Source organism: Lampropedia puyangensis, assembly GCF_004833285.1.
GTDB classification, from domain to species: Bacteria; Pseudomonadota; Gammaproteobacteria; order Burkholderiales; family Burkholderiaceae_C; genus Lampropedia; species Lampropedia puyangensis.
Map to the genome: position 1 here is coordinate 99445 of NZ_STFG01000008.1, position 24744 is coordinate 124188.

The window sequence follows — 24744 nt, forward strand, 5'->3', positions numbered from 1 at the left end:
ACAACGTCTGCATTGGGCAAAGATGATAAGAGGAGGACAGTGAAGAACGTGTTTACGTTCTGAGAACAAGCAGTGCCAGAACGCACTGCCAGCATCATTGTAAAAGCATGGCCATTCAATCCGGGGCGGGCATTGGAACGTGTTGACACCACCCGCGCACCGATGCGCGAAAACACCGTGGCCAACTGCGCATCACAGTGCTTGCGCCTGCAACACCTTTCGCATCACCACCGCATGTTCTTTCTGTTGTGCATTCAAGGGGTAATAGTCTTTACGAATGGCCACTTGTTCATAGCCCATCTTGCGATAAAGCCCTTGGGCATTGGTATTGCTTTGACGAACTTCCAGCCAAATCTGCTGTGCCCCGTGCTGCACAGCCCATACATCGAGCACCTGCATCAGACATTGCCCAAAGCCCTTGCCTCGCAGGAGTGGATCCACCGTGATATTGAGCAAATGCGCCTCTTCGAAACCAGCCATCGCGACCAAATAACCCAATAACCGCTGATCTTTAAGCAGCATGGGTAAATAAAAACCAGGCGTTTGCAAACTGTCGCGAAAATTGCCTTGGCTCCAGGGGTGGCTGTGGCTGGCTTGCTCCAGCACCATTACCTTCTCCAAATCGGCCGCCGACATGGCCTGCCAGCGCATGTGTTGGTGCGCATGCACGGCGTCACCACAAGGGTATTCGTTCACAGGCATGGCGCGCTACTCATGCATCAGTGGCCTGCATGTGCATCAGCCGCTTTATGCAGCGCACTGCCATCTGCAGACAACCCTTTTTCATGAAGCCAGGAAGTGAGCAGCGCGATCTCCGCCTCTTGCGCACGAATAACCTCTTCAGCTAGCTTGCGCAAAATGGCATCTTTTCCGTATTGCAGCTCAATGCGAGCCATCTCTACTGCGCCCACATGGTGGGCCAACATGCCTGCGGCAAACGCCACATCCGCATCGTCATGGGCAATGCCACGCATCATGTCGTCGTGCATGCGCACCATTGATTGGTCGTAAGCACTACGCGCGGTATTGGCTGCTGGCACAGGCACATGTGCGGCATGGTCCTGTGCCTTCGCCTCGTCTGCATGGGCGGCAAACACCGGCAACACGAGCATGCTTGCGATAGCCAGTGCAGCGCAAAAATTTCTCTTCATTGTTCATTCTCCATCGGTCGTGAAGGGCCCGTATCGTACAAAACATCGTCTGTATCAGGTCAGACAATAGCCACACAATGGCGCAAACCACGGGCACAATCCACGCACATGGCCTTTTCTTATTGCCGTCTCTTTGCTTGAAATTCCCGCCACGCTCGCTCATGCTACAAACGTCTTCTATTGCCCCGGGGCTGCTGGCCCTGCACAGCAACCGTACAGAAAAGCTAGCGCAAGCCCTAGCGCACTGGACCCAACAACATCCACTGCAAGTGCTGGAGCAAGAGGTGTTTCTCGTACAAAGCAACGGCATGGCCGAATGGCTAAAAATGGTGCTGGCACAAGAACTCGGCATCAGTGCGTCCATTCAAGTTGAATTGCCGGGGCGTTTTGCCTGGCGCATGTACCGCCAGATTCTAGGTGCCGACCAAGTGCCCTTCCAGACCCCGCTGGACAAGCAGGAAATGCTATGGCAACTGATGCGCTTGCTGCCAGAGATTTTCGCCAGCGACAGCCACACACTTCCTGTATGGCAACCCCTGCTACACATCGTGGGGTCCAGCAACGTGGTCGCGCAACAAAACGGCCAGAGGTCTGAAAGCACCTACCAACTGGCTTTGCGTATCGCCGATCTGTTAGACCAATACCAAGTCTACCGTCCCGATTGGCTGCAAGACTGGGCGCAAGGCCACGATGTATTGGCCAGATTCAGCCCACACCAACTCAGTCAGCCGAACCAAGGTGAGCACCAGCCCCTGCCTGCAGAGGCCCTCTGGCAACCTACCCTTTGGCGCCTGCTGTTAGCAAGCCAGAGCCCTGCACAAGCCAGCGCGATTCGCCCCCAATTGCATCTACGCGCCTTACAAGCACTCCAGCAAGGCCAACCTGTCGCGGCACTGCCCAGACGGGTGTGTTTGTTCGGCATGTCGCATGTCGCGCTGCCCATTCTGGAACTGCTCTCGCACATGGCGCACCACAGCCAAGTGTTACTGGCCATTCCCAACCCTTGCCAGGAATATTGGAGCGACGCGCTGGATGGCCGAGAGCTGTTTGCCCGCATGCGCAAACAACAACATCGCCAGGCACAACAAGGGCGCAAAAACCACGCAGAAACCATCGCCAATACCCCTCTGCATTCCATGCACGCCCATGCCAACCCACTGCTGTCCATGTGGGGCAGGCAAGTGCGCGACTTCATTCGCCTGCTGGAGCACTATGAAGAGCATGTGGCCACACACGCAGAATTGCGCCGCGTAGACTTCTTCGATGTGCAAACGCCACAACCGAACCTGTTGCAACAGGTTCAACAACACATTCGCGAACTCACCCCGCTCAGTGAGCCAATCAGCACGCACATTCCCAGCGAAGACCGCAGCATTTGCTTTCAATGTACCCACAGCCCGGTGCGTGAAGTCGAAGCCCTGCACGACCATCTGCTGGATTTGATGCGCCCTAGCCAAACGACCGAGGCACCTCACGCCAGCCCCCCCGTTACTCCGCGTGAAGTCGTGGTGATGGTTCCTGACATTCACCAATATGCCCCGCTGATTGAAGCCATTTTTGGCCAATACGGCCCGCAAGACAGTCGCCACATCCCTTTCGACATCGCCGACTTGGATGCGCAAAGCAGCAGCACCTTGGTACAAGCCATGGATTGGCTGGCCCACTTACCTGAGCAGCGCGCAAGCCTGGCGCAGTTGGCTGATTTGCTGCGCGTCCCCTCGGTAGCTGCCCGCATAGGGCTCGACGAAGACGGTGTAGCCCAATTGCATGCCTGGATGCAAGGCAGCGGCATCCGCTGGGGCGTTGATGCCGCGCACCGCGAACAATTGGGCATCCACGCCATGGGCGCACAAAACACTGCCTGGTTCGGTTTGCAGCGCATGCTCTTGGCGTTTGCCAGCGATGCGCCCTGGAACGAAACCGAACCTTACGAAGAGGTAGGCGGTTTGGCTGCCGCCTATGTCGGCGCACTGGCTTACCTCGTTGGTCAGTTGCAGCATTGGCAGGACACACTGAGCCAACCCGCCACCCCCATCGAATGGGCAGCACGCTGGCGCGCCATGTTGGCAGCATTCTTCAAACCCGTGGATGACGCAGACCAAGCTGCCTTGAAATTGCTCGACGCTGCACTGCAACACTGGCTGGATGCGACCGAACAAGCCAACTATGCTGCCACTGTGCCCTTGTCCGTTGCTCGCCATGCATGGCTCAGCAACCTGCAGGCCCCACAAAGTCAGCAACGCTTTCATGCGGGTGGAGTGACGTTCTGCACTTTATTGCCGATGCGTGCCATTCCATTTCGAATCGTGTGCTTGCTGGGAATGAATGAGGGCGTTTACCCACGCCGCGCCACCCCGAACGAAATGGATTTGATGCGCCTGCCCGGCCTTTTGCGCGCTGGTGATCGTAGCCGCGCCCAAGATGATCGACAACTCATGCTGGAAGCCCTGCTCTCGGCCCGCGAGCAACTGCTCATCAGTTGGGTTGGCCGCAGCGTACGCGATAACACCGAACGACCACCCTCTCTTTTGGTGGCTCAGTTGCGCGACTATCTCAGCCAACGCTGGAACCCTGCGTTGGTGGAGGAGCGCACCACAGAACACCCGTTGCAGCCCTTCAATATTCGCTACTTCACAGAACCAACAGCAACCTCACCATTGCATACTTGGGCAGAAGAATGGCGCCCCAAACCTGCAGGCAGCACGCTCGCAGCTACACAAGACAATCCACCCACCACTGCAAGGCAAACCGACGACACCCCACGCATCTGGACCGTAAGCGAATTAGCAGAAGTGTGGCGCAATCCGGTTCAAAAATGGTTTACAACGCGGCTGCAAACCCGCTTTAACCCATTGCCAGAAATGCTCGACGACCGAGAGCCATTGGTGATAGATGGCTTACAGCGTTGGCAAATCTTTGAAGGCTTGACTGACACACTGGCCCCCCACATGCAGCCAGAGGCATCTGCGGAGCATCTGCACAACATCACCAGCAGCTACTTCAAACGCCTGCAACGCAGTGGCAACTTGCCACTAGGCGGGCTGGCGCAACAATGGCAAACCCAATGGCAAGAGGAATGCGCCTTCCTTCTGAAAGAATGGCAAAGTACCCTCCAAGCGTGGCCTCAGTTGTTAGCGCAGCGCACGCCCCTGCAATGGCCGCATACCAGCGCCCCATTGGTAGAAGACTGGGCATCACCTATGCGCTACATGCCCTCAGCAGATAGGGTCACCCAAGTGATCGCTTCAGGCATTTACTTCAACGTACACCCGCACAACATTCTGCAAAAGGCACGTGGTCCCCTGAAAGTGCGCAGCTTACTGGTGCCGTGGTTACAAGCCGTCTTGCTGTCCGCACATGATGTAGGCAACGCCAGCAGCCACCACAGCGCCCCAGCGCATGCGCATCTGCAACCAACACGCATCGTGGCCTTAGATGCGGTTGTAGACATCGTGCCACTGCCGCCCGCACTGGCGCAGCAATGGCTGACAGACATTGTTGCGCTAGCCAATCAGGCCATCACACAACCATTGCCATTTGATTTCACTACTGCGCTAAGTTGGTGGAATACGATGGCTTCATCCACAGAAGCAAACGGGCAGACCGTGCTGGCTGATGATGAGGAGACCTCCTTCAAAGCCTTGCAAGCCGCCCGCCAAACATACGACGGCGGGCACTTTGCAGGCCAGGCCCAGCGTAATCCTTATATGTCTCGCTTATGGCCCGCATTTGACGAAGTTCTTGCCAGCGGCCAATTTGAAGCCTTGGCCACACACATGCTCACGCCCTTGCATGAATGGATCGCCAACTACCTCGAAGTGCGTTACCCAGATGCCCAAGAGTAACGCAGCCGGCTCACCACAACAACCAATGGTCAACCCCATGCGCAGCTTTACGTTATAGACGCAAGGGACGCAGGCAGCTTCATATGCGCTGCGCATGGAGCCGCTACAATTTCCTGTCACTGGGACTACTTCCATTCCCCGAAAGGACACCACACCATGACCACCTCCACCATGCAGAAAATCCGCATCGCTGCGTTGGCCTCGGCGGTAGCCATCGCGGGCAGCGCCTTTGCCGAAACCATGAAAGGCCGTGTCGATGCCGTCAACAGCGCCGCCAACACTGTGCAGCTCAATGGCATCACGTTCCAAGCTACCGGTAGCACCACCTTCAATGGCATTGCTGGCTTGGATACACTCAAGCAAGGCGACCGCATCACCATTGAATTCAACCGCGATGGCACACGTTACCTCGTCACCGCCATCAGCGCCAATTGAACCGATTTGTACTGCTTGTGCACGACGCACCAGAGAAAGACAGCACCATGACCAAACTCCTCTCCAAAATGCAACTGGCCGCTTTGGCCAGCGTCGCCTTGACAGCATGCGCCACTCCCAGCGTCTTTGCCGAAACCCTTAAGGGCAAAGTGGACGTAGCCAACCAAAGCAACAAAACTTTGGTGGTGGCAGGCATCACCTTCCAAACTACGGCTGAGACCACTTACAACGAAGCACTTGCTTCATTTGCAAACTTAAAACAAGGCCAAAAGGTCAGCGTGGAATTTGACCGCTCAGGCACCAACGTGTACACAGCCAAAGCGATCACGCTGGAAAAATAAAACACGTTTGTAAAATGTTTGCTGCCTGCACAGTGTGCAGATGAACGAAGGTACACACAAAAAAAACGGCCACATCACGAGGCCGTTTTTTTAGTTCATAGGTATGGCAAAACGATCAAGCGCGCTCTGCTACCCAGGCCTGCACCGATTCCAGCGCCTGCGGCAAAGCGGCCGCATCGGTGCCGCCAGCCATCGCCATATCAGGCTTGCCGCCGCCTTTGCCGCCCACTTGCTGCGCCACAAAATTGACCAACTCACCGGCTTTGACTTTACCAATCAGGTCTTTGGTCACGCCTGCGGCCAATTGCACTTTGTCGCCGTCCACCGCAGCCAACACAATAGCGGCATGGCCTAGCTTGTCTTTGAGCTTGTCCATCGCATCACGCAGGGTTTTCGCATCAGCCCCTTCTAACTTTGCAGCCAGCACTTTGATGCCCTTCACGTCTGCAGCTTGACTGAGCAGTTCATCGCCTTGGCTAGAGGCCAGTTTGCCTTTCAGTGCGGCGATTTCTTTTTCCAGCGCTTTGGCATGTTCCAGCTGCGCTTCCAAGCGAGCTTGCAGCTCAGCCACAGGGGCTTTCAACGTGCGTGCGGCTTGGTTCACGGTAGCTTCGAGCTGCTGCACATAGTCCAGCGCTTTCTGGCCCGTAATCGCCTCCACCCGGCGCACGCCTGCAGCGACACCACTTTCCGCGACCAATTTAAAGAAACCAATCTCGCCTGCGCGTTTAACGTGTGTACCGCCGCAAAGCTCACGGCTGTTGCCAATATCGACCACACGCACCGTTTCACCGTACTTCTCGCCAAACAACATCATGGCGCCGGTTTCTTTGGCAGCTTCAATGTCCATCACGCGGATTTCGGTGGCGCCATCGGCAAGAATTTCTGCGTTCACCAGTTGCTCAATCTGGCGCACTTGCTCGTCGGTCACTGGTGCGTTTTGCACAAAGTCAAAACGGGTCTTGTCTTCATCAACCAGCGAACCTTTTTGCTGCACGTGCTCACCCAAAGTTTCCTTCAAGGCCTTGTGCATCAAGTGGGTCACGCTGTGGTTGCGTGTGGTGGCTGCGCGCAAGGCTTCATCCACTTCAGCCACGACGTTATCGCCCACCTTCAGGCTGCCAGCTTCGAGCACGCCATGTTGGCCAAACACATCGGCTTTGATTTTTTGTGTATCTTCCACACGGAACAAAGCGCCATTGGCACGCACATAACCACGGTCGCCAACCTGGCCGCCAGACTCTGCATAGAACGGGGTGATATCAATCACCACCACGCCGCTCTGGCCTTCTTTGAGCTCATTCACAGCAACGCCATTGGCATACAGGGCCAACACTTTGGCGCTTTCTTGCAGGCTGTCGTAGCCGGTAAAGGTTGTGCTGGTACCTGTGTATTCCAGCGCCTTTTCCATCTTGAATTTACCGGCTGCGCGGGCTTGTTCTTTCTGATGGTTCATGGCGGCATCGAAACCGGCCACATCCACCGTCACATCACGCTCACGTGCCACGTCTTGCGTCAAATCCAGTGGGAAGCCGTAGGTATCGTGCAATTTGAAGGCCACATCGCCTGCCAAAGTGGTTTTGCCACCCGCAAGCGCGTTATCCAAAATGTCCATGCCATTGGCCAAGGTTTCGAAGAAACGCTCTTCCTCTTGGCGCAGCGTATTGGCAATATGTTCTTGCTGCTCTTTCAGCTTGGGGTAAGCATCGCCCATTTGCGCAACCAAATCCGGCACCAGCTTGTAGAAAAACGGTGTTTTCTGGCCGAGCTTGTAGCCGTGGCGAATCGCGCGGCGCACGATGCGGCGCTCCACATACCCGCGGCCTTCGTTCGATGGAATCACGCCATCGGTAATCAGGAACGAGGTCGCGCGAATATGGTCGGCAATCACCTTGAGCGATGGGTTGCTCAAATCAGCGGTGTTGGTTTCGCGACCTGCGGCTTTGATCAACGCCTCGAACAGGTCGATCTCGTAGTTGCTGTGCACGTGTTGCAAGATGGCGGCCAAGCGCTCCAAGCCCATGCCCGTATCCACACAAGGGGCCGGCAGTGGCACCACAGAACCGTCTTCCTTCATGTCGAACTGCATGAACACGTGGTTCCAGATTTCAATGAAGCGATCACCATCTTCGTCAGGGCTGCCAGGAGGGCCACCAGGAATGTGCGCTCCATGGTCGTAGAAGATTTCTGAGCACGGACCACATGGACCTGTATCGGCCATCATCCAGAAGTTGTCGCTCTTGTACTTGCCGCCTTTGTTGTCACCAATACGGATGATGCGCTCAGGCGGCAGACCGATGACCTTATTCCAGATGTCGTAGGCTTCATCGTCCTCATGGTAGACGGTGGCCAGCAGCTTTTCGGCAGGCAGGCCATACACCTTGGTAAGCAGTTCCCACCCCCACTGAATGGATTCTTTCTTGAAGTAATCGCCAAACGACCAGTTGCCCAGCATTTCAAAAAACGTGTGGTGGCGTGCGGTGTAGCCTACGTTTTCCAAATCATTGTGTTTGCCACCTGCGCGCAAGCACGCTTGTACAGAAGTGGCGCGGTTGTATGGGCGCTTGTCGGTGCCAAGGAATACATCCTTAAATTGCACCATGCCGGAGTTGGTGAACATCAGCGTCGGGTCATTGCCCGGCACCAGTGAACTGGAAGGCACAATGGCGTGGCCGCGCTCGGCGAAAAAGTCCAGAAAGGACTGGCGAATTTCTGCAACGGTAAAGCGTGGTGTGGTCATAACAAAATCAGTTCTGCTCTCATCTCAACCGCGAGATGGTGCGCGCCAAAGCACTCAGCAGCCCATAAAGACCGCCCATTTGCCCAAGGCGAAACCGCTGATTATAGATTTTTGCTACCAACGGATCTATCGATCGCCTGCAATATGCCCACCGAAATGCCACAACACGCATATAATTGCGCCCACCTGTTGCGTAGCGCCCTGCTACAACTGAGTAACAGCGCACCTTATGCGGGTGTAGTTCAATGGTAGAACGCTAGCTTCCCAAGCTCGATACGCGAGTTCGATTCTCGTCACCCGCTCCAACAATACAAAAACGCATCAACGTCCATGCCTGCGCTTTATCTGCAAGGCGGTGGTCCTGTTACTGTCCCGCTTCGCTAGGGCCTGCCTATTGCTAAGCAGCCGTACGCTAGCTCGATCTTGCTGCTGGGCTTGAGGGATTAATGCGTTGAAGATATCCCATCAATCGCTCAAGACTCAAAAAAGGCAACGCCGCAATACGTTTTTTTGGGACCGTTTCCTTCGGGTTGGAGCCCAAAAAGTAAAGCAGAATCATCCGCACGGCCCAACCAACATCGCACAGCATGCTAGTTTTATATTGAACCAAAGCGCTGCCGTACGCAGCAATAGCATTTCAAACGCAACAAGGGCCTCCATATGGGGAGGCCCTTGTTGCATTTGACGCCGCAGACTGATTAACGGCGTTTCTGCAAGGCTACTTGCACAGTGTTGGCGATGTTCTCTGCCGTAAAGCCAAAGTATTTGAACAAATCACCAGCGGGAGCAGACTCGCCATAACGGTCAATACCAACCACGGCAGAGCAACCATATTTCCACCAGAAATCGGTCACGCCTGCTTCCACTGCCACACGAGGCAGATTCTCTGGCAGGACCTTGCTCTTGTACTTGGTGTCTTGCCGATCAAATGCATTGGTGCTTGGCACGGAAACCACACGTACGGCGATCTTGCGTTCAGCCAGCAGCTTTTGCGCCTCAATGGCCAGTGCCACTTCTGTACCGGTGGCCAAAATGACTGCTTGGGCAGCTTGTTTGAAACCGATATCAGCGGGCTCAGACAAGACATAGGCACCACGTTTGATGTCTTCAATGTCTTTCTTGGCTGCGTAAGGAACCGCTTGACGCGAGAGCAGCAAGGCCGTTGGACGGTCTTTTTGCAGCAGCGCTTCTGCCCATGCAATCGCGGTTTCAGCAGTATCAGCAGGACGCCACACATCCAGGTTAGGAATCAGACGCAAGCTGGCTGCGTGTTCGATAGATTGGTGCGTTGGGCCGTCTTCGCCCAAACCAATGGAGTCGTGCGTGAATACATGCACCACGCGGCGCTTCATCAATGCCGCCATGCGAATGGCGTTGCGGCTGTAATCACTGAATGTGAGGAACGTGCCGCCATAAGGAATGTAGCCACCGTGCAGGGCAATGCCGTTCATCACTGCGGCCATGCCAAATTCACGCACGCCATAGTTGATATGGCGCCCCACCTGGCCAGCTTCCGTTTTGACCACTTGGCCTTTATCGTCCACACGCAAAGCGGGCGTGCTTGAGGTGTTGGTCAGGTTAGAGCCTGTCAAGTCGGCAGAGCCACCCAGCAATTCAGGCAAGGCTTTGGTAAACGCTTCCAAGGCAATCTGACTGGCTTTACGTGTGGCTACTTTTTCTGCTTTGGTGTGCGCATCCACCACTGCATCTACCACCACCTGATGGAAATTGGCAGGCAACTGGCCAGCCATGCGACGCGTGAACTCTGCAGCCAACTCAGGGTAAGCTTTGGCATAGGCATCGAATGTTTTTTGCCATGTACTTTCAACTTTTGCACCAGCGGCTTTGGCATCCCAATCTTGGTAGATAGCTTGGGGAATTTCAAACGGTGCATGGGCCCAATCGATGGTTTGGCGCACCAATGCAATTTCGTCAGCGCCCAATGGCTCGCCATGGGCCTTGGAGGTGTCCTGACGGTTCGGGCTGCCTTTACCAATGTGGGTTTTGCAAATGATCAGTGTTGGCTTGTCTGCGCTGGTCTTGGCTTGGGCAATCGCTGCATCAACGGCCTCCACATCGTGGCCATCAACTGGGCCAATCACGTTCCACTGGTAAGCTTTGAAGCGCTCGGCAGTGTTGTCCACAAACCAAGGGGTGATTTGGCCATCAATCGAAATGCCGTTGTCGTCATACAGCGCTATCAGTTTATTCAACTTCCAAGCGCCAGCCAATGCAGCCGCTTCGTGGCTGATACCTTCCATCAAACACCCATCACCCAAGAACACATAGGTGTGGTGGTCCACGATACTGTGGTTTTTACGGTTGAACTCAGCGGCCAACAGTTTTTCAGCCAAAGCAAAGCCCACGGCATTGGTCACGCCTTGCCCCAAAGGGCCAGTGGTGGTTTCCACGCCCGGGGTCAAATCCACTTCAGGGTGCCCCGCCGTTTTGCTGTGCAGCTTGCGAAAGTTCTTTAACTCGTCAATCGACAGGTCATACCCAGTCAAATGCAGCAATGCATAGTTGAGCATGGACGCATGGCCGTTGGAGAGAATGAAGCGGTCACGATCTGGCCACAACGCATTGGCTGGGTTGTGGCGCAAATGGCGTCCCCACAAGGCCACGGCCATTTCAGCCATGCCCATAGGGGCACCAGGATGGCCTGAATTGGCTTGTTGAACGGCATCCATGGCCAGTGCACGAATTGCGTTGGCCATTGCGGTGGTATTCGCCATGAGGGATCACTCCAGCAGAGAAAAAGAAAGTTGAAATAGAAAAAATACCAGCTTGCCGACCACGCAAGAAACAACCTGCACACGGGGCCACGCAAGAAAACGCGGTATTTTACGCGCTCGCCCGCACAAGGCTTATCTGAAGCCACAATGCATTGACATGCAGCCCCGCGCAAATACGCTACGCTACGCCTGTGCACTGGGTCAAAAACGCATTCCTTACCGGTCTGCGCAACCCAAGCACCTGCACTCTATAACTACCTCACGACCTCCATGCTCTACCTCTGGATCAAAGCATTTCATATTGTTTTTATAGCTGCCTGGTTTGCAGGCTTGTTTTACCTGCCCCGTATTTTGGTGAATCTGGCCCAAGTGCCTGAAGGCTCGGTGGCCGAACGCCAGCGCCTGATTGGCATGGGGCAACGCCTGTTGCGTTTCTCAACCTTGCTGGCCATCCCTGCCATCGGCCTCGGACTGTGGTTATGGTTAGGCGAAGGTATTGGCAAAGGCCCAGGCAATGGGTGGCTGCACGCCAAACTGGGCTTGGTGCTGTTGGTCGTGGGTTACCACCACGGCTGTGGGGTATTACTGCGCAAATTCATCCAAGGCAATAGCCGCCGCAGCCACCGTTGGTTTCGTTGGTTCAATGAAGTCTCTGTGCTGCTGTTTACCGCCATTGTGGTATTGGTGGTTGTCAAACCATTTTGATGCCATGGCCATCAGCCACTGACGATCTTTCTTGGGAGCCCTGTGGCTCCCTTTCTTTTGGCTGCTTTGCACCATCAATGACGCAAATAGTCTTCTGTACATGCTGCACACGGGAAAACGCTAATCCAATAGGCCAAGCAAATGTCAAGTGCTTGACATTCTTGCGCCAGCACCTCGTCCTAGACTTGATTCACGCCACATCTTGAGACAAAAGAGCAGAGTTTGCATCCGGACTCTGCGGGCAAAAAAAACGTTGAATCACCCCACGAGTTGCACCATGAAAAACCACGAAGACCATTCAGCATCAGAGCACTACGACCCCGCCTGGCGATCCAAAGAAGTCACTCAAGGTCTGGCACGAGCACCACACCGCTGGCAATTACGCGCTACGGGCCTGGACGACCACAGCATCGCGCAACCCTTTATTGGAGTAGCCCACACATTGGGCGATGTCAGCCCTTGCTCACAATCGTTGCAATCCCAAGTTCAAGCCGCAAAACTGGGCATTGAAGTGGGCGGAGGAACTGCCCGAGAGTTCTCCACCGTCTCTGTCTCAGACGTGCTATCCCAGCAACACGATGGCATGCGCTACAGCCTGATGTCGCGCGAAGTGATTGCCGACTCAGTAGAGCTGGTGATGCGCGCCCAACGCTACGATGCATTGGTGGGAGTTGGCGCCTGTGACAAAACCATCCCCGGTTTGTTGATGGCCATGGTTCGCCTGAATCTACCCAGCCTGTTCCTGCATGGCGGGCAAATGCTGGTGGGTTGGCACCAAGGTGAGCAAGTCAACCCACTGCGCATGTTTGAAGGGGTTGGCAAAGTACAGTCCGGGGAATGGTCAGAAGAATACTTGGAGCAATTGGGTCGCGATATTGTCACCACCTCTGGCGCTTGCCCTGGCCAGTTTTCTTCCGGCACAGCGGGCAGTATTGCCGAGGTGTTGGGCTTCAGTCCTTTAGGCTCCAGCGGTATTCCGGCTGCATTCTCGGTGCGCCAGGCCGTCGCCCGACAAGCGGCCCAGCAGTTGATGCGCAATGTACTAAGCAACGGTCGCCCACTGCCGCGCGATCTCGTGACCCGAAAAGGTCTGGAAAATGCCGTCGCCATCGTTGCAGCAACGGGCGGCTCCACCAACGCCACCTTACACCTGCCAGCCATCGCGCACGAAGCAGGTATCGCCTTCTCGCTGATTGATATGCAAGACATCTTGCGACGCACGCCCACCATTGCCAGCCTGATGCCCGGTGGCCCGTATGTGCCGTTTGATTTGCACCGCATCGGCGGGGTTCCGGTAGTCATGAAAGCCTTGCTGGCAGGAGGCTACTTGCACGGCGACGTGCCCACCTTCGATGGCCGCTTACTGCAAGATGCCTTATCGGAAGCGCCAGAACCGGACGGTGAGATCGTGCGTGCGCACAACACCCCATTCCGAGAAACTGGTGCATTGGTTGTACTCAAAGGCAATTTAGCCCCAGATGGCGCTGTGATCAAAATCGCAGGTTTGAGCACCTTGGCGTTGGAAGGTCCGGCACGCGTTTTTGAAAGCGAAGCCGAAGCTGTGGCAGCCATCCAGGCACGCGCTTATGACGAAGGCGATGTTCTGGTCATCCGCAATGAAGGCCCGCATGGTGGCCCGGGTATGCGGGAAATGCTCTCGGTAACTTCTGCAATTGTGGGTCAGGGCCGCGGGCAGTCGGTGGTGCTGATTACTGATGGCCGTTTCTCTGGCGGCACACGCGGGCTGTGCGTTGGCCACGTCTCGCCAGAAGCGTCACAAGGCGGGCCTATCGCACTGGTGCGCAACGGCGACCGCATTCGCGTCGATGCGGTCAAAGGCATCATGGAATGGCTGGTGCCTGAGCAAGAAATCCAACAGCGCAAAGCGCAATGGACGCCACGAGCACGCGCCCATGCCATCAATGGCATAGACGAAAAATATGCGCGTCTGGTGGGTTCAGCCCACAGCGGCGCCGTCACCCACTCAGGTGCCGTTGCAAACTCAAACCCAACAACTTGAGAGGAACGCAATGGATGCGACTGGCACGGTCAGTCGCATCCATTGCGCGCCCGACCTTCCCCCTTATGCGTTAGAGAAGACAAAAAAACACCCCCAAGGAGACTAGCCATGCCGACCACTTCTCACTCCCCCGCGATAGCACCCCATGCATTAGACGCCCCCATGAAAAAGGTGATCTGGCGCATCGTGCCAATCCTGTTCATTTGCTATATCTTCAACTTTCTTGACCGCATCAACGTCGGGTTTGCACAGTTGCAAATGAAGCAACACCTGGCCTTCTCTGATGCGGTATATGGCTTGGGCGCAGGCCTTTTCTTCATTGGCTACTTCTTCTTTGAAGTACCCAGCAACATCCTACTGGAACGCATTGGTGCCAGAAAAACCATTCTGCGCATCATGGTGCTGTGGGGGCTGACATCGGCCGCCACCATGTTCGTTCAAACACCCACACAGTTCTACGTCATCCGCTTTTTACTGGGTTTGTTTGAGGCAGGTTTCTTCCCCGGCATCATTTTGTACCTGACCTTCTGGGTACCCAACACCTACCGCGCCCGAGTCATTGCGTTATTCATGTCATCGCTGGTGGTCACCGGCATGATTGCAGGCCCTGTTTCTGGTTTGATTTTGCAAAACATGGATGGCTTCTGGGGCCTGCGTGGCTGGCAATGGATGTTTGTGATTGAAGGCTTGCCCAGCTGCCTATTGGGTGTCTTCGTGTTTTTCTATTTGGACGACAAACCCGAGCATGCCAGCTGGTTGTCCCCTTCCGAAAAACAAATGCTCACACGCGTATTGGATGAGGAGCGGCACGCATCTCAAGGTCAGCAAGGTGCGCACCCAAGCCTGCGCAAAGCCTTCGCGCAACCGCTGGTGTACCTGTTCTCGTTTGTGTATTTCGCCATCCTTGCTGGCGGCTACATCATTGCATTCTGGTTGCCCATGACTATTCGTGAACTGGGTGTGAGCAACTTCCTGCATATTGGCCTGTATTCAGCCATTCCCTACGCGATTGCAGGAATTGCCATGATTGGTTTAGGCAAGAGCTCTGACCACTTCAACGAACGCCGGTTGCACGTCGCCATTCCTGCCTTCATTGGGGCCATGGCGCTGCTGGTACTGCCACAAGCCAACCACAGTCTGGCTTTATCCCTTGCCATTCTGGCTGTTGCTACTGCCGGGCTTTATGCCTCACTGTCGCCCTTCTGGACCGTGGCCACCATTTCGCTCAGCCGTGCGGAATCTGCTGCAGGTATAGCGCTGATTGCGAGTCTGGGGAATCTGGCCGGTTTTGTCAGTCCATTCATTATTGGAAAAATCCGAACAGAAACAGGCAGTTCCACCTATGGCATTTACCTGATGGCAACGATTGTGGTGCTGGGTGTGATCGCGCTGCTCATTGGTTCCAGACGATCCGCATCACAGTCTCCCCGTAAAGGCTGAACACGATGGCCGCCCTCTCACACAAAACGGTGCATGCCAATGGTCTGGAGTTTGCCTATCTCGAGGCAGGCGAAGGGCCCACGGCACTGCTGCTGCACGGCTTTCCCGACAATGCATGGAGCTGGGACAAGCAAATCACGCATCTGGCCGCATCAGGCTACCGTGTGATCGCGCCGTGGCTGCGCGGCTACAGCCCCACCGCAGTGCCCAAGCAGCCCTTTTACGACCGCGCCACGCTGGCCCATGACGTCAAAGCCTTGGTCGAGCAGCTCAATGGCGGTCAACCTGTCCATCTGGTGGCACAAGACTGGGGTGCAGCCATCGGGTATGGCGCGTTGGCTTTGTTCCCACACCTCTTTCACAGCGCGGTGGTCATGGCCATTCCCCATGTGAAAGCCGCACTGCAAGATGCCTTGAGCCCGCAACAAATCAAGCGTGCATTCCATTGGTGGTTTTTCCAAATCGACGACGTGCCCGAAAAAGCCGTCGCTGACCACAACTTCGCCTTCATTGACTTCTTATGGCAAGAATGGTCACCCAACCACCAAGACCAAATCCATATTGCGCAAATCAAGCACATGCTGGCCCAGCCAGGGGTGATCACTGCCACGATTGGCTACTACCGCGCCCTGCTGCGCAGCGACTACCGCGACCCCGCACTGGCCTCGCAGTACGCATTGCTTGACGAGCCTATTTCGGTGCCCACGCTGGCCTTGTGCGGCCAAGATGATGTCCGCGCTGAAGTCATGCGTGAACAAGCGCGCTTCTTTTGCGGCGAATACCAATACCGGGAAATCCCGCGCACTGGCCATTTCCTTCACCGCGAAGACCCCACAGCCGTGAATGAAGCCATCCTCACTTGGCTGCATGCCCATCCAGAGACCTGATCTCCCTTCTCACTATGCCCACCTCCTATTCAGACAATCTGCACACAGGCCACATTGAAGGTTTTACACAGCACCGCATTGAAGGCGCTGACGGCGTGCCTATTGATGTACTCACCGCAGGGCAAGGCCCTGCCTTGCTTTTGCTGCACGGTTGCCCTCAAACCCGCATGTGCTGGCGCCAGGTTGCCTGCGTTTTACAGCAGAATTTCACCGTGGTGCTGCCAGATCTGCGCGGCTATGGCCGCTCAGGCAAGCCCGAGCCTCTTGCAGACCACAGCAACTATTCAAAAAGAACCATGGCTCTGGACCAAATTCAGGTCATGCAAGCGTTACGGCACAACCAATTTTTTGTGGCTGGGCACGACCGTGGCGGCCGTGTCGCTTACCGGCTCGCGCTGGACCATCCACACGCTGTACAAGCCATTGCCGTACTCGATATCGTGCCCACACTGGATGTTTGGAATGCCGTCAACGCCCCTGTTGCTATGCGCATGTGGCACTGGCCGCTGTTCGCACAAGAAGACGGTTTACCAGAAGCCCTGCTAGCCCACAGTTCTGACTACTTTGTGGATTGGGGACATAAGCACCAATCAGCCAACCAATTCGCATTTCCACCAAACAACATGGCCGATTACCGTGCATCCCTGCGCGACCCTGCCAACATTCGTGGCATGTGCGAAGACTACCGCGCCAGCTGGCATATAGACCGCCTACTGGACCAAGAAGACCAAGGCAAGCGCTTCATCCAAGCGCCACTGCTGGCGCTATGGGGTGAACATGGCAACGTGGCACAGGCCAATCCCATAGACATCTGGAAAAAATGGGCCACCTTCGTACAAGGCAAGGGCTTACCCGGCGGGCATTTCTTACCGGAAGAAGCGTACGAGCAAGTCGCTACAGAGCTCATGGCATTTTTCTCCAGCATTGCACGCACTTGAGCACACACACTGAGGAGACAGTCATGCATTTTCCCAAGGCGTTGGCCTTTGATGTCTTTGGCACAGTGGTGGACTGGCACACCAGCATTGCACGCGAAGTACAGCCCTTCGTGCAAAGCCATTTGCCAGCCATCAGCCCAAGTAGCTTTGCGCTGGATTGGCGTAAGTTGTACCAACCAGCAATGCGGCAATGCCATGCGCAAGGCCGCCCTTTTGTTGCCTTGGATATTTTGCATTTTGAGACGCTGCGCGCACTGCTGCAGCAATACGATCTGGACCCTGACACCATCCCCGAGGCTACGCTGTGGCATATGGCGCACGCTTGGCGCCGCCTGGACCCTTGGCCTGATGTGCCCCAAGGCTTGGCCATGCTGCGCCAGGCATTTCCAGTCGTGACCCTTTCCAATGCCAACATCGCCCTGATGGTGGCCATGAACCGCCACAACGGCTTGCAATGGGATGCCATACTGGGTGCAGAACTGGCCAAAGCCTACAAACCAGAACCTGCCGCCTACCTCAGTACCGCAGCCGCATTAGGGGTTCAACCCCATGAACTGTGTCTGGTGGCATGCCATCATAGTGATCTCGCTGCGGCCAGAGCCTGCGGATTGAAAACAGCCTACATTGACCGCCCCATGGAATACGGCGGCGCCCCTGCGCCAGACGCGGCGGCGATACAACATTGGGACTGGCACGCCCCATCCGTACCAGACTTGGCGCAGCAGTTATGCCTTTGACCTGCTAGCACCTGCAGTCAGTGGCAAAGGATTAAAACAGCTTTAACGTTAACGTTGCATCATGGCCCACTATGCCCGCCACCAAGTTTGATTTACTGCAATGGATGTCGCCTGCACTGCAAACCGCGTTTTTAGCGCGCTTGCATCGGCGTACCTACCAAAAAGGGCAATTCATTTATGTACAGGGTGCAGTAGGCAACGAACTGTTTCGCTTGCTCTCTGGCAGCGTCAAAATATCAGTTTTGCGCCCTGATGGGCGGCATATCTCGTACCGTATTTTTGAAGCGGGCGACTGCTTTGGGCAAACCAGCTTGGTCGATGGCATGCCCAGACCCCAATCCACTGAAGCCTACAGCGCAGTAGAAATTGGCGTTTTGAATCGCACGGACTATCGCTGGTTGAGTGCCAACTTTGCAGACTTCGACCACGCCATCATGCAACTGCTGTGCGCACAGCTGCGCTTGGTGGCATTGAACTACGAAGGTGCGAGTCTGGACAACCTCAACACACGGGTGGCCAAGCAGCTGCTCAACTGCCACCGCCAGGCCCATTTGGAACAAACTTCGCCAATAGAAAACACGGCACCCTTAGTGCATTTATCGCAGTCTGAACTGGCTTCTTTGGTGGGGGCGTCGCGTCAATCGGTCAACCGCACACTGCACTTGTTCCAAACCCAGAATATGGTGGCGCTAGGCTACAACCAAATCACGCTGCTCGACCCGCAGGCATTGCAGTCCATGACCACAGCCACGCAAGCAAACTAAGCACATCCATGCACGCACAACGCATGGTTGGCAGATCAACATCATGTGAACGGATTGGATGCCACCGGCAGCTTGGTGCCAGCAATAGCCCGCTCATGCGTTACACCGGGGCGAAAACGAAACACCTTAGCAGGCCTGCCCGCTGAACTGGCAAACATATCCCCGGTTTCTTCAATCAAGTCCTGCTGCTCAACCAAGCGGCGGAAGTTTTGCTTATGCATCCAACGCCCTGTAATGGCTTCGGCTGTTTGCTGTAATTGCAGCAACGTAAAGTGCTCTGGCATCAGCTCAAACACCACAGGCCGGTATTTGAGTTTGGCCCGCAAACGGGCCATACCGGTGGCCAGAATTCGGCGGTGGTCAAACCACATAGACAAGCCGGGCAAAGCCTCCGGCGATGCTGGCGGCACGGCATCCGCATCACACACGTCACTGCGCTGCCCTTCGGCAATCAAGCCTGCCTCAAACAGCAACTCATAGCGTTGCAGCACCGCATCTTCACTCCACTCCTGCCCATCCAAACCAAAATGGCTGGTCACGCGGTCTCTGCGTAACTGGCGTGCAGCATCGCTTTGCGCAGCCCCAATCCACTGGCGCAAATACGGTTCAATGCGCGTTTGCAGCAAGGCATTGGCCCATTCACTGCGTCTATCTTCCCAAGGAAAAAAATCGTACCAATTGCGCCATCCAGCTTGGTCTGCAGCGGCATTCAATGAGTCTTGGCTGCTGCGCTGCTCACGCGTCAACCCTAAATAACTGATCGAAATGTGCCGTGCGCTGGGAGGTTGCCCTTGATCGCCAGCCATTTGCAGTCGTCCAGGGTCAGCAAACGTGTACAGCTGCTCTATATAGCCAATGGGATGGCGCGTTTCAGACTCCACCCATGCGCGCATACCCATTTGCAAAGAGCGGTGTGTAGTCGTGAAAGGCCCTGCGGGCAGCGACTGACCATGGCGCGTAGTCATGATGCGCGGTTGCGCATCAGTAACGGCGGCCAATACCGCCACCAACTCAGCCTGAACGGCATGCGAAGCGGCGGGCGCAGGGCTGAAAAACGGCGTTTGGTATGTGCTCATGGAATGAGGCCGCATTGTAGTGGCGGCGCGCCCAGTCTGTCTTCGGCACCCGTTTTTGCTGCAACCCTGCCGCTATGAAGAAGAAAGCTTCATCAGCACAATGCCAGCAACAATCAGCACCGCCGCCAATATGCGCATGGGAGAGACCAATTCACCCATCGCCACGATTCCCACCACAAATGCACCAATGGCGCCTATGCCAGTCCAAATCGTGTATGCCGTTCCTAAAGGCAAGCTACGCATGGCCAACGCCAGCAGCGCGAAGCTGGCAAGCATCGCACCAAGCGTGATCAATGAAGGCGTCAAACGCGTGAAACCGTGCGAATACTTCATTGCCGTGGCCCACACGATCTCAAGTAAACCCGCAAATAACAATGCAACCCATGCCATAGTGACTCTCCTTGGCTGTGCACAGGTCGTCCCATGCCATGGATTGAACTGACTGAGCCACCCTATGTCGCCCAAAGCCGAAGGTCGTCCCTCCATACAGCGCCATTGCAGCAGGCGGTGTATGCAATTGAAGCCGCAATTTTAGATTCCCCCCAAAAAAACCAAACCCAAATATTGGAAATGTCTGGTGCAGCATGGGTGGTTAACGCACCACACAATCACGCATGGCGCTTTGGCTGCTAGCAAGCGTTATGAACGCGTTATGGCTTGGAGCCTCGCTCATTCAACACGGACATCAGACTCCTTGATGATGTTGGCCCAGTTGACAGCTTCTGCATCCAGCCATGCACCATATTCTTGCGCCGTGTTGGGTTTGAATTCTGCATTCAAAAGACGCAACCGCTCAGTCACTTCTGGGCTGCTCAATGCCACATTGACGGCCGTGTTGATTTTCTCTACCAGCTCTGCAGGTGTGCCTGCTGGCGCAAACAAGCCCTGGGAGATGTAAGACTCGAAATCCTTCATTCCAGCCTCTTCTGCTGTCGGCACTTCTGGTGCGAAGCTGGAGCGCTTTTTGTCTGTCAAAACGATTGCCTTCAAACGTTTACTTTTGAGGTACTCCGTCACAGCAGGAAGGCCGCTGAACATCATGTCTACTTGCTCTCCCATCAGGTCTGCAAATGCTGGGCCGCTGCCGCGATAGGGAATGTGAATCAGCTCAAAATGGCCTGCTCGCTGCAAGTGCATGGCGGTCAAATGGGTACTGCTGCCATTGCCCGAAGAAGCAATCGAGAGGCGACCTGGATTGGCCTTTGCTGCAGTGATGATGTCTTGCAATGTGTTGTAGGGCGAATTGGCAGGCACCACCAGCAGATTCGCAAAACGCGCCACATCCACCACGGGAATGAAGCTGTCTTTCTGGTAGGGCAGATTCTTGTAGAGGGACGGGTTGATGGAATAGGCTGACGCATCTGACAACAACAACGTATTGCCGTCTGGTTTGGATTTGGCAACGTAATCTGCACCGATCACCCCGCCAGCGCCAGCACGGTTTTCAACAATTACCGTAGTCCCCAAAGCCTTGCTCAACTCAGGCGCCAACAAGCTGGCAAACAAATCTGAGCCTCCGCCTGGATTGAAAGGAACCACAATCTTGGTCAGCACAGGCTGGGCGCTGACAGTCACGGTCCATGCGCTCAAAGCGATGGCAGCGCAGGTCTTAAGAAATGTACGCTTCATGTTTGTCTCCTTACTTTTATGGTTGCTGTGGTACTCGATGTGCTCTGAAGCCTCAAGTGCATTCGGGTTCCTGATCACAAAAATTGATTGCATCTCTTTATCAATCATTTGCACAAAAACTTGTGGCCATCCTTCATGGCACAAGCGGTGTCAGTAGCGCAAGTTCAACTCAGCCAAAATGGCACTGATTTGAGCATCCTGTTGTGGGCCAATCTGGGTTGGGTATTTGCTATCGCCTACCGGGTAACCCAACAGCCGCACCGCACGCTTGACAGCAGCAGGCGCAAAAGCAACTTTGTAGAGTTGCTCACGCAAACGCGAAACGGTTTTCTGGGCTTGCTCTGACGCCACCACATCACCTGCATGGAAATGACTCCAAACTGCCTGTACCTCGCGCGGAGCCACATTGGCCAGCCCTGACACGCAGCCAGCACATCCATCCAAAAAACCTTGGTGAATCAAATGGTCTGGGCCATTGAAAACGGAAAAATCATGGCAGTCTTTGGCAATAGCCAAAAAACCTTGCAAGCTCTCATAACTGCCTGCACTGTCTTTGATGCCAACGATGTTCGGGTGACTCGCCAGTTGCGCGGCTGTTGCAGGCTCGATCGTGTTGCCTGTTCGCGCCGGGATGTTGTAGAGGTACACAGGTACTTCCAAAGCATCCGCAATAGCACTGAAGTGGGCAACCAACTCCTGTTGAGACAGCGGCACAAAATAAGGCGTAATCACAGCCACTGCATCGACCCCAGCAGCGGCCACGTAACGCCCAGCGCGAATGCTTTGCGTTGTAGCAATTTCCCCCACATGCCCCACGACCGGAACACGCTTGGCTGCCTGGTCCACAGCGACATCCACTACGGCACATTTTTCCGCTTCAGTCAGCGCAAAAAATTCTCCGTTTGTGCCACCACAGAAAATGCCATTGCCGGCAATGATCTGGCGCTCAATTTGTTCGCGAAAGCCTAATTCATTGAAACCGTAGTTCTGATCCATGGGTGTTACCACTGCGGTCAACACCCCTTCAATACTGCTCTTGCTGCCCATGAATACTCCAATTCTTCTCGGAAAACAGTGGTGCTGCGCATTACTCAACGCGCCACGCCGTCTTAAAACAACTGGCGGTAAACCTGCTCAATATCCGCAGCGGTCACTGCGCCTGGCACGTTCTTGATCAGTCGCTGAACATCCAGAGCCCCTTGCACCAAGGTAGGCAAGTTGTCTGGCGCAATGCCCAACTCAGGCAAGCTGGTGGGTAAATTCAATCGCCGCACCAAAGTTTTGAAATAGTCGACTAGGGCTTGAGACTTGGCCTCATCGCTAAGGCCTGTTTGTGCGCCTGGTACCAACTCATACGCCAGGGCCAGCTTCTGCACAGCCAAAGGGCGCACAAATGCAAAGCATGGCGCCAACAAAATGGCATTGGCCACCCCATGCGCTATGTGGTAGCGCCCACCCAAGGGATAAGACATGGCGTGCACCAAATGCGTACCGGCATGCGCAATGCACGCGCCGCCATAGTAGGAAGCCCACAGCATTTGCAATTTGGCCTGCACGTTGTGCGGTTGCTCAACTGACGCCTCAATACTGCCAAAGAGCTTTTGCATACCGATCATGGCGTAGTTGTCACACACCGGATTGGCAATCGTGGAAGTAAAACACTCGATCAAATGGCACAAGGCATCCACCCCCGTCGAGGCAGCAATGCGTTGCGGCATAGATGTCGTCAATTCCGGCGCAAGCACGACGTAGTCGGGCAGCATCACGGGCGAGATAATACCCACCTTGGTTTGCCGCTCAGGGATGGCCAAAATGGCATTGGGTGTCGCCTCAGAGCCTGTCCCAGCCGTTGTAGGCACCATCAACGCGGTGACGCGCTCGGTGATTTTCTCGCCAGCCAATAATGCGTCCAGCGAAGGGGACTGTGGCGCAGCCAAAGCAGACAGCAGCTTGGCCACATCCAACACGCTGCCGCCCCCAACGCCAATCACCAAGTCAACCCCATCCAGGGGGTGACTTTGCAAAATGCTGCGAACATCGGCATCGCTAGGTTCAGGCGGCACACTATCAACCACTTGCACATGTGCAATCACACGCCGCACCTGTTGCAACAACGCCTGTACCTGCGCAATGGCCATGATGTTGCGATCGCTCACAAAAACTGCGCGCCGATGGCCTTCTAACAAATAGGCCACGTCATCGAGAACATGCGCGCCACTAAGAACCGTGCTGTGAATATGCATGGAGATGCCTTTACAAATAAACGATAGTTGCTGCGATTGCGAAGTGCACGTCACCATCAATGGCGACTGGCCAACTCTGCACCTTGGCGTAGGGCTTCAATCAAGCTGCGTTCATCAGCAATGCCTTTGCCTGCAATGTCAAACGCTGTGCCATGGTCTACAGAGGTGCGGATCACATCCAAACCCACAGTGATGTTGACCCCTGCCTCCAACCCCATAACCTTCACGGGCCCATGCCCTTGGTCGTGGTACATCGCCACCACCAAATCAAAGTCACCACGTCCTGCACGGAAAAACAAGGTGTCGGCAGGTAAAGGGCCTTCAATATTGAGCCCCTGCGCCCTCAAGGCTTCAATGGCAGGAACAATTTTTTCTTCTTCCTCGCCGTAGCCAAACAACCCGTTCTCCCCCGCATGCGGATTGATGCCGCACACGGCAATACGGGGGTTTTGAATCTGGGCTTTGCGCAGCGTGTTGTAGCCGCGCTCAATCGTGCGTTGCACCAAGCCTGGCTCGATTTTTCGGATGGCATCAATGATGCCGATGTGCGTGGTGACATGAATCACGCGCAAATTAGGGGCCACCAGCATCATGGAGACCTCCTCCACCCCTGTGAGATGGGCCAGCATTTCGGTATGCCCAGGGAACTTGTGCCCACCCGCATGCAAAGCCTCTTTATTCAGCGGAGCGGTGCAAATGGCACCAATGCGCCCTTGCTTGGCCAACTCCACAGCGCGCGCAATGAATTGATAGGCGCCATCACCTGCGATGGCCGAGAGCTTGCCAAACGGTAAATCATCAGGAATCAAACGCAGGTCAATGCAATCCATCACACCGGGCACAAATTGCGCCTCATCAATTGTTTCAATGGCACGGATCTGCACGCTTTGCACCCCTAGCAAATCGCGCGCTTTGGCCAAGCGTCCCGCATCCCCAATCACCACCGCACGCGCATATCGGTACAAATCGGGATTAGCGTAACTCTTTACTATGATTTCAGGGCCGATGCCAGCTGCATCTCCCATCGTGATGCCAATAACAGGGCGTTGATCGCTCAT

At 55.2% G+C, this 24744-nt stretch carries 20 protein-coding genes and 1 tRNA gene; 11 read left to right on the top strand and 10 right to left on the bottom strand.

Annotated elements, in window-relative coordinates:
• Positions 1-192 precede the first annotated feature (192 nt).
• Both rimI and copM read right to left on the bottom strand, forming a co-directional pair.
• Positions 193-702 (bottom strand): ribosomal protein S18-alanine N-acetyltransferase, encoded by a 510-nt coding sequence (gene rimI / locus E9531_RS09175; protein ID WP_136573457.1) that lies wholly within the window; start codon positions 700-702, stop codon positions 193-195.
• Positions 703-719: 17 nt separating this feature from the next.
• Positions 720-1151, bottom strand: a complete 432-nt coding sequence (copM, locus tag E9531_RS09180) for a CopM family metallochaperone (RefSeq protein WP_211343405.1) — start codon at positions 1149-1151, stop codon at positions 720-722.
• 161 nt (positions 1152-1312) lie between these two features.
• Here copM and recC point away from each other — a divergent pair, with 161 nt between their 5' ends.
• The 3 genes from recC (at position 1313) to E9531_RS09195 (ending at position 5772) form a co-directional block, all read left to right on the top strand.
• Entirely contained in the window at positions 1313-4996 is a 3684-nt protein-coding gene (recC, locus tag E9531_RS09185; protein WP_158291750.1) for an exodeoxyribonuclease V subunit gamma, read from the top strand.
• 156 nt (positions 4997-5152) lie between these two features.
• Positions 5153-5431 (top strand): DUF5666 domain-containing protein, encoded by a 279-nt coding sequence (locus E9531_RS09190; RefSeq protein WP_136573459.1) that lies wholly within the window; start codon positions 5153-5155, stop codon positions 5429-5431.
• A gap of 47 nt (positions 5432-5478) precedes the next feature.
• Complete coding sequence (locus tag E9531_RS09195; protein WP_136573460.1) at positions 5479-5772, top strand: DUF5666 domain-containing protein; 294 nt, start codon at positions 5479-5481, stop codon at positions 5770-5772.
• A gap of 115 nt (positions 5773-5887) precedes the next feature.
• Here the strand turns inward: E9531_RS09195 and alaS are convergent, their stop codons facing one another.
• On the bottom strand, positions 5888-8512 hold the full coding sequence (gene alaS, locus E9531_RS09200; protein WP_136573461.1) for an alanine--tRNA ligase: 2625 nt from the start codon (positions 8510-8512) through the stop codon (positions 5888-5890).
• Between the two features lie 231 nt (positions 8513-8743).
• Between alaS and E9531_RS09205 the strand changes: the two genes are divergently transcribed.
• Positions 8744-8817 (top strand) — tRNA-Gly (locus E9531_RS09205).
• A gap of 393 nt (positions 8818-9210) precedes the next feature.
• Here E9531_RS09205 and tkt read toward each other — a convergent pair.
• Positions 9211-11247, bottom strand: a complete 2037-nt coding sequence (gene tkt / locus E9531_RS09210) for a transketolase (protein ID WP_136573462.1) — start codon at positions 11245-11247, stop codon at positions 9211-9213.
• 270 nt (positions 11248-11517) lie between these two features.
• On the opposite strand from tkt, the gene E9531_RS09215 reads away from it, so the two are divergent.
• The 7 genes from E9531_RS09215 (at position 11518) to E9531_RS09245 (ending at position 18738) form a co-directional block, all read left to right on the top strand.
• Complete coding sequence (locus E9531_RS09215) at positions 11518-11952, top strand: CopD family protein (RefSeq protein WP_136573463.1); 435 nt, start codon at positions 11518-11520, stop codon at positions 11950-11952.
• 277 nt (positions 11953-12229) lie between these two features.
• Positions 12230-13972: a dihydroxy-acid dehydratase gene (locus E9531_RS09220; RefSeq protein WP_136573464.1), complete on the top strand. Its 1743-nt coding sequence runs from the start codon at positions 12230-12232 to the stop codon at positions 13970-13972.
• A 108-nt stretch (positions 13973-14080) separates the two neighbouring features.
• The gene (locus E9531_RS09225; RefSeq protein WP_136573465.1) at positions 14081-15412 is read left to right on the top strand and encodes an MFS transporter; all 1332 of its coding nucleotides are present in this window, start codon (positions 14081-14083) and stop codon (positions 15410-15412) included.
• A 5-nt stretch (positions 15413-15417) separates the two neighbouring features.
• Positions 15418-16299: an alpha/beta fold hydrolase gene (locus tag E9531_RS09230; protein WP_136573466.1), complete on the top strand. Its 882-nt coding sequence runs from the start codon at positions 15418-15420 to the stop codon at positions 16297-16299.
• A gap of 14 nt (positions 16300-16313) precedes the next feature.
• Positions 16314-17237 (top strand): alpha/beta fold hydrolase, encoded by a 924-nt coding sequence (locus E9531_RS09235; protein WP_244610057.1) that lies wholly within the window; start codon positions 16314-16316, stop codon positions 17235-17237.
• Between the two features lie 23 nt (positions 17238-17260).
• Complete coding sequence (locus tag E9531_RS09240; RefSeq protein ID WP_136573467.1) at positions 17261-17974, top strand: haloacid dehalogenase type II; 714 nt, start codon at positions 17261-17263, stop codon at positions 17972-17974.
• 71 nt (positions 17975-18045) lie between these two features.
• Positions 18046-18738: a Crp/Fnr family transcriptional regulator gene (locus E9531_RS09245; protein ID WP_136573468.1), complete on the top strand. Its 693-nt coding sequence runs from the start codon at positions 18046-18048 to the stop codon at positions 18736-18738.
• A 41-nt stretch (positions 18739-18779) separates the two neighbouring features.
• Here E9531_RS09245 and E9531_RS09250 read toward each other — a convergent pair whose 3' ends face one another.
• The 6 genes from E9531_RS09250 to pdxA all read right to left on the bottom strand — a co-directional run bounded on the left by E9531_RS09250 (position 18780) and on the right by pdxA (position 24744).
• Positions 18780-19814 (bottom strand): NUDIX hydrolase, encoded by a 1035-nt coding sequence (locus E9531_RS09250; RefSeq protein ID WP_136573469.1) that lies wholly within the window; start codon positions 19812-19814, stop codon positions 18780-18782.
• 72 nt (positions 19815-19886) lie between these two features.
• Positions 19887-20204, bottom strand: a complete 318-nt coding sequence (gene sugE, locus E9531_RS09255) for a quaternary ammonium compound efflux SMR transporter SugE (protein ID WP_136573470.1) — start codon at positions 20202-20204, stop codon at positions 19887-19889.
• A gap of 279 nt (positions 20205-20483) precedes the next feature.
• Entirely contained in the window at positions 20484-21443 is a 960-nt protein-coding gene (locus E9531_RS09260) for a Bug family tripartite tricarboxylate transporter substrate binding protein (RefSeq protein ID WP_158291751.1), read from the bottom strand.
• A gap of 150 nt (positions 21444-21593) precedes the next feature.
• Positions 21594-22490 carry a dihydrodipicolinate synthase family protein gene (locus E9531_RS09265; RefSeq protein ID WP_136573472.1) on the bottom strand — a complete coding sequence of 299 codons (897 nt, stop codon included), beginning with the start codon at positions 22488-22490 and terminating at the stop codon, positions 21594-21596.
• 62 nt (positions 22491-22552) lie between these two features.
• Complete coding sequence (locus E9531_RS09270; RefSeq protein WP_136573473.1) at positions 22553-23686, bottom strand: iron-containing alcohol dehydrogenase; 1134 nt, start codon at positions 23684-23686, stop codon at positions 22553-22555.
• Positions 23687-23742: 56 nt separating this feature from the next.
• Positions 23743-24744, bottom strand: coding sequence for a 4-hydroxythreonine-4-phosphate dehydrogenase PdxA (gene pdxA, locus E9531_RS09275; protein ID WP_136573474.1), 1002 nt, complete (start codon positions 24742-24744; stop codon positions 23743-23745).

Coding starts and splice junctions, on each gene's coding strand:
- rimI (WP_136573457.1), bottom strand. CDS start 702: ATGCCTGTGAACGAATACCCTTGTGGTGACGCCGTGCATGCGCACCAA.
- copM (WP_211343405.1), bottom strand. CDS start 1,151: ATGAAGAGAAATTTTTGCGCTGCACTGGCTATCGCAAGCATGCTCGTG.
- recC (WP_158291750.1), top strand. CDS start 1,313: ATGCTACAAACGTCTTCTATTGCCCCGGGGCTGCTGGCCCTGCACAGC.
- E9531_RS09190 (WP_136573459.1), top strand. CDS start 5,153: ATGACCACCTCCACCATGCAGAAAATCCGCATCGCTGCGTTGGCCTCG.
- E9531_RS09195 (WP_136573460.1), top strand. CDS start 5,479: ATGACCAAACTCCTCTCCAAAATGCAACTGGCCGCTTTGGCCAGCGTC.
- alaS (WP_136573461.1), bottom strand. CDS start 8,512: ATGACCACACCACGCTTTACCGTTGCAGAAATTCGCCAGTCCTTTCTG.
- tkt (WP_136573462.1), bottom strand. CDS start 11,247: ATGGCGAATACCACCGCAATGGCCAACGCAATTCGTGCACTGGCCATG.
- E9531_RS09215 (WP_136573463.1), top strand. CDS start 11,518: ATGCTCTACCTCTGGATCAAAGCATTTCATATTGTTTTTATAGCTGCC.
- E9531_RS09220 (WP_136573464.1), top strand. CDS start 12,230: ATGAAAAACCACGAAGACCATTCAGCATCAGAGCACTACGACCCCGCC.
- E9531_RS09225 (WP_136573465.1), top strand. CDS start 14,081: ATGCCGACCACTTCTCACTCCCCCGCGATAGCACCCCATGCATTAGAC.
- E9531_RS09230 (WP_136573466.1), top strand. CDS start 15,418: ATGGCCGCCCTCTCACACAAAACGGTGCATGCCAATGGTCTGGAGTTT.
- E9531_RS09235 (WP_244610057.1), top strand. CDS start 16,314: ATGCCCACCTCCTATTCAGACAATCTGCACACAGGCCACATTGAAGGT.
- E9531_RS09240 (WP_136573467.1), top strand. CDS start 17,261: ATGCATTTTCCCAAGGCGTTGGCCTTTGATGTCTTTGGCACAGTGGTG.
- E9531_RS09245 (WP_136573468.1), top strand. CDS start 18,046: ATGCCCGCCACCAAGTTTGATTTACTGCAATGGATGTCGCCTGCACTG.
- E9531_RS09250 (WP_136573469.1), bottom strand. CDS start 19,814: ATGAGCACATACCAAACGCCGTTTTTCAGCCCTGCGCCCGCCGCTTCG.
- sugE (WP_136573470.1), bottom strand. CDS start 20,204: ATGGCATGGGTTGCATTGTTATTTGCGGGTTTACTTGAGATCGTGTGG.
- E9531_RS09260 (WP_158291751.1), bottom strand. CDS start 21,443: ATGAAGCGTACATTTCTTAAGACCTGCGCTGCCATCGCTTTGAGCGCA.
- E9531_RS09265 (WP_136573472.1), bottom strand. CDS start 22,490: ATGGGCAGCAAGAGCAGTATTGAAGGGGTGTTGACCGCAGTGGTAACA.
- E9531_RS09270 (WP_136573473.1), bottom strand. CDS start 23,686: ATGCATATTCACAGCACGGTTCTTAGTGGCGCGCATGTTCTCGATGAC.
- pdxA (WP_136573474.1), bottom strand. CDS start 24,744: ATGAGCGATCAACGCCCTGTTATTGGCATCACGATGGGAGATGCAGCT.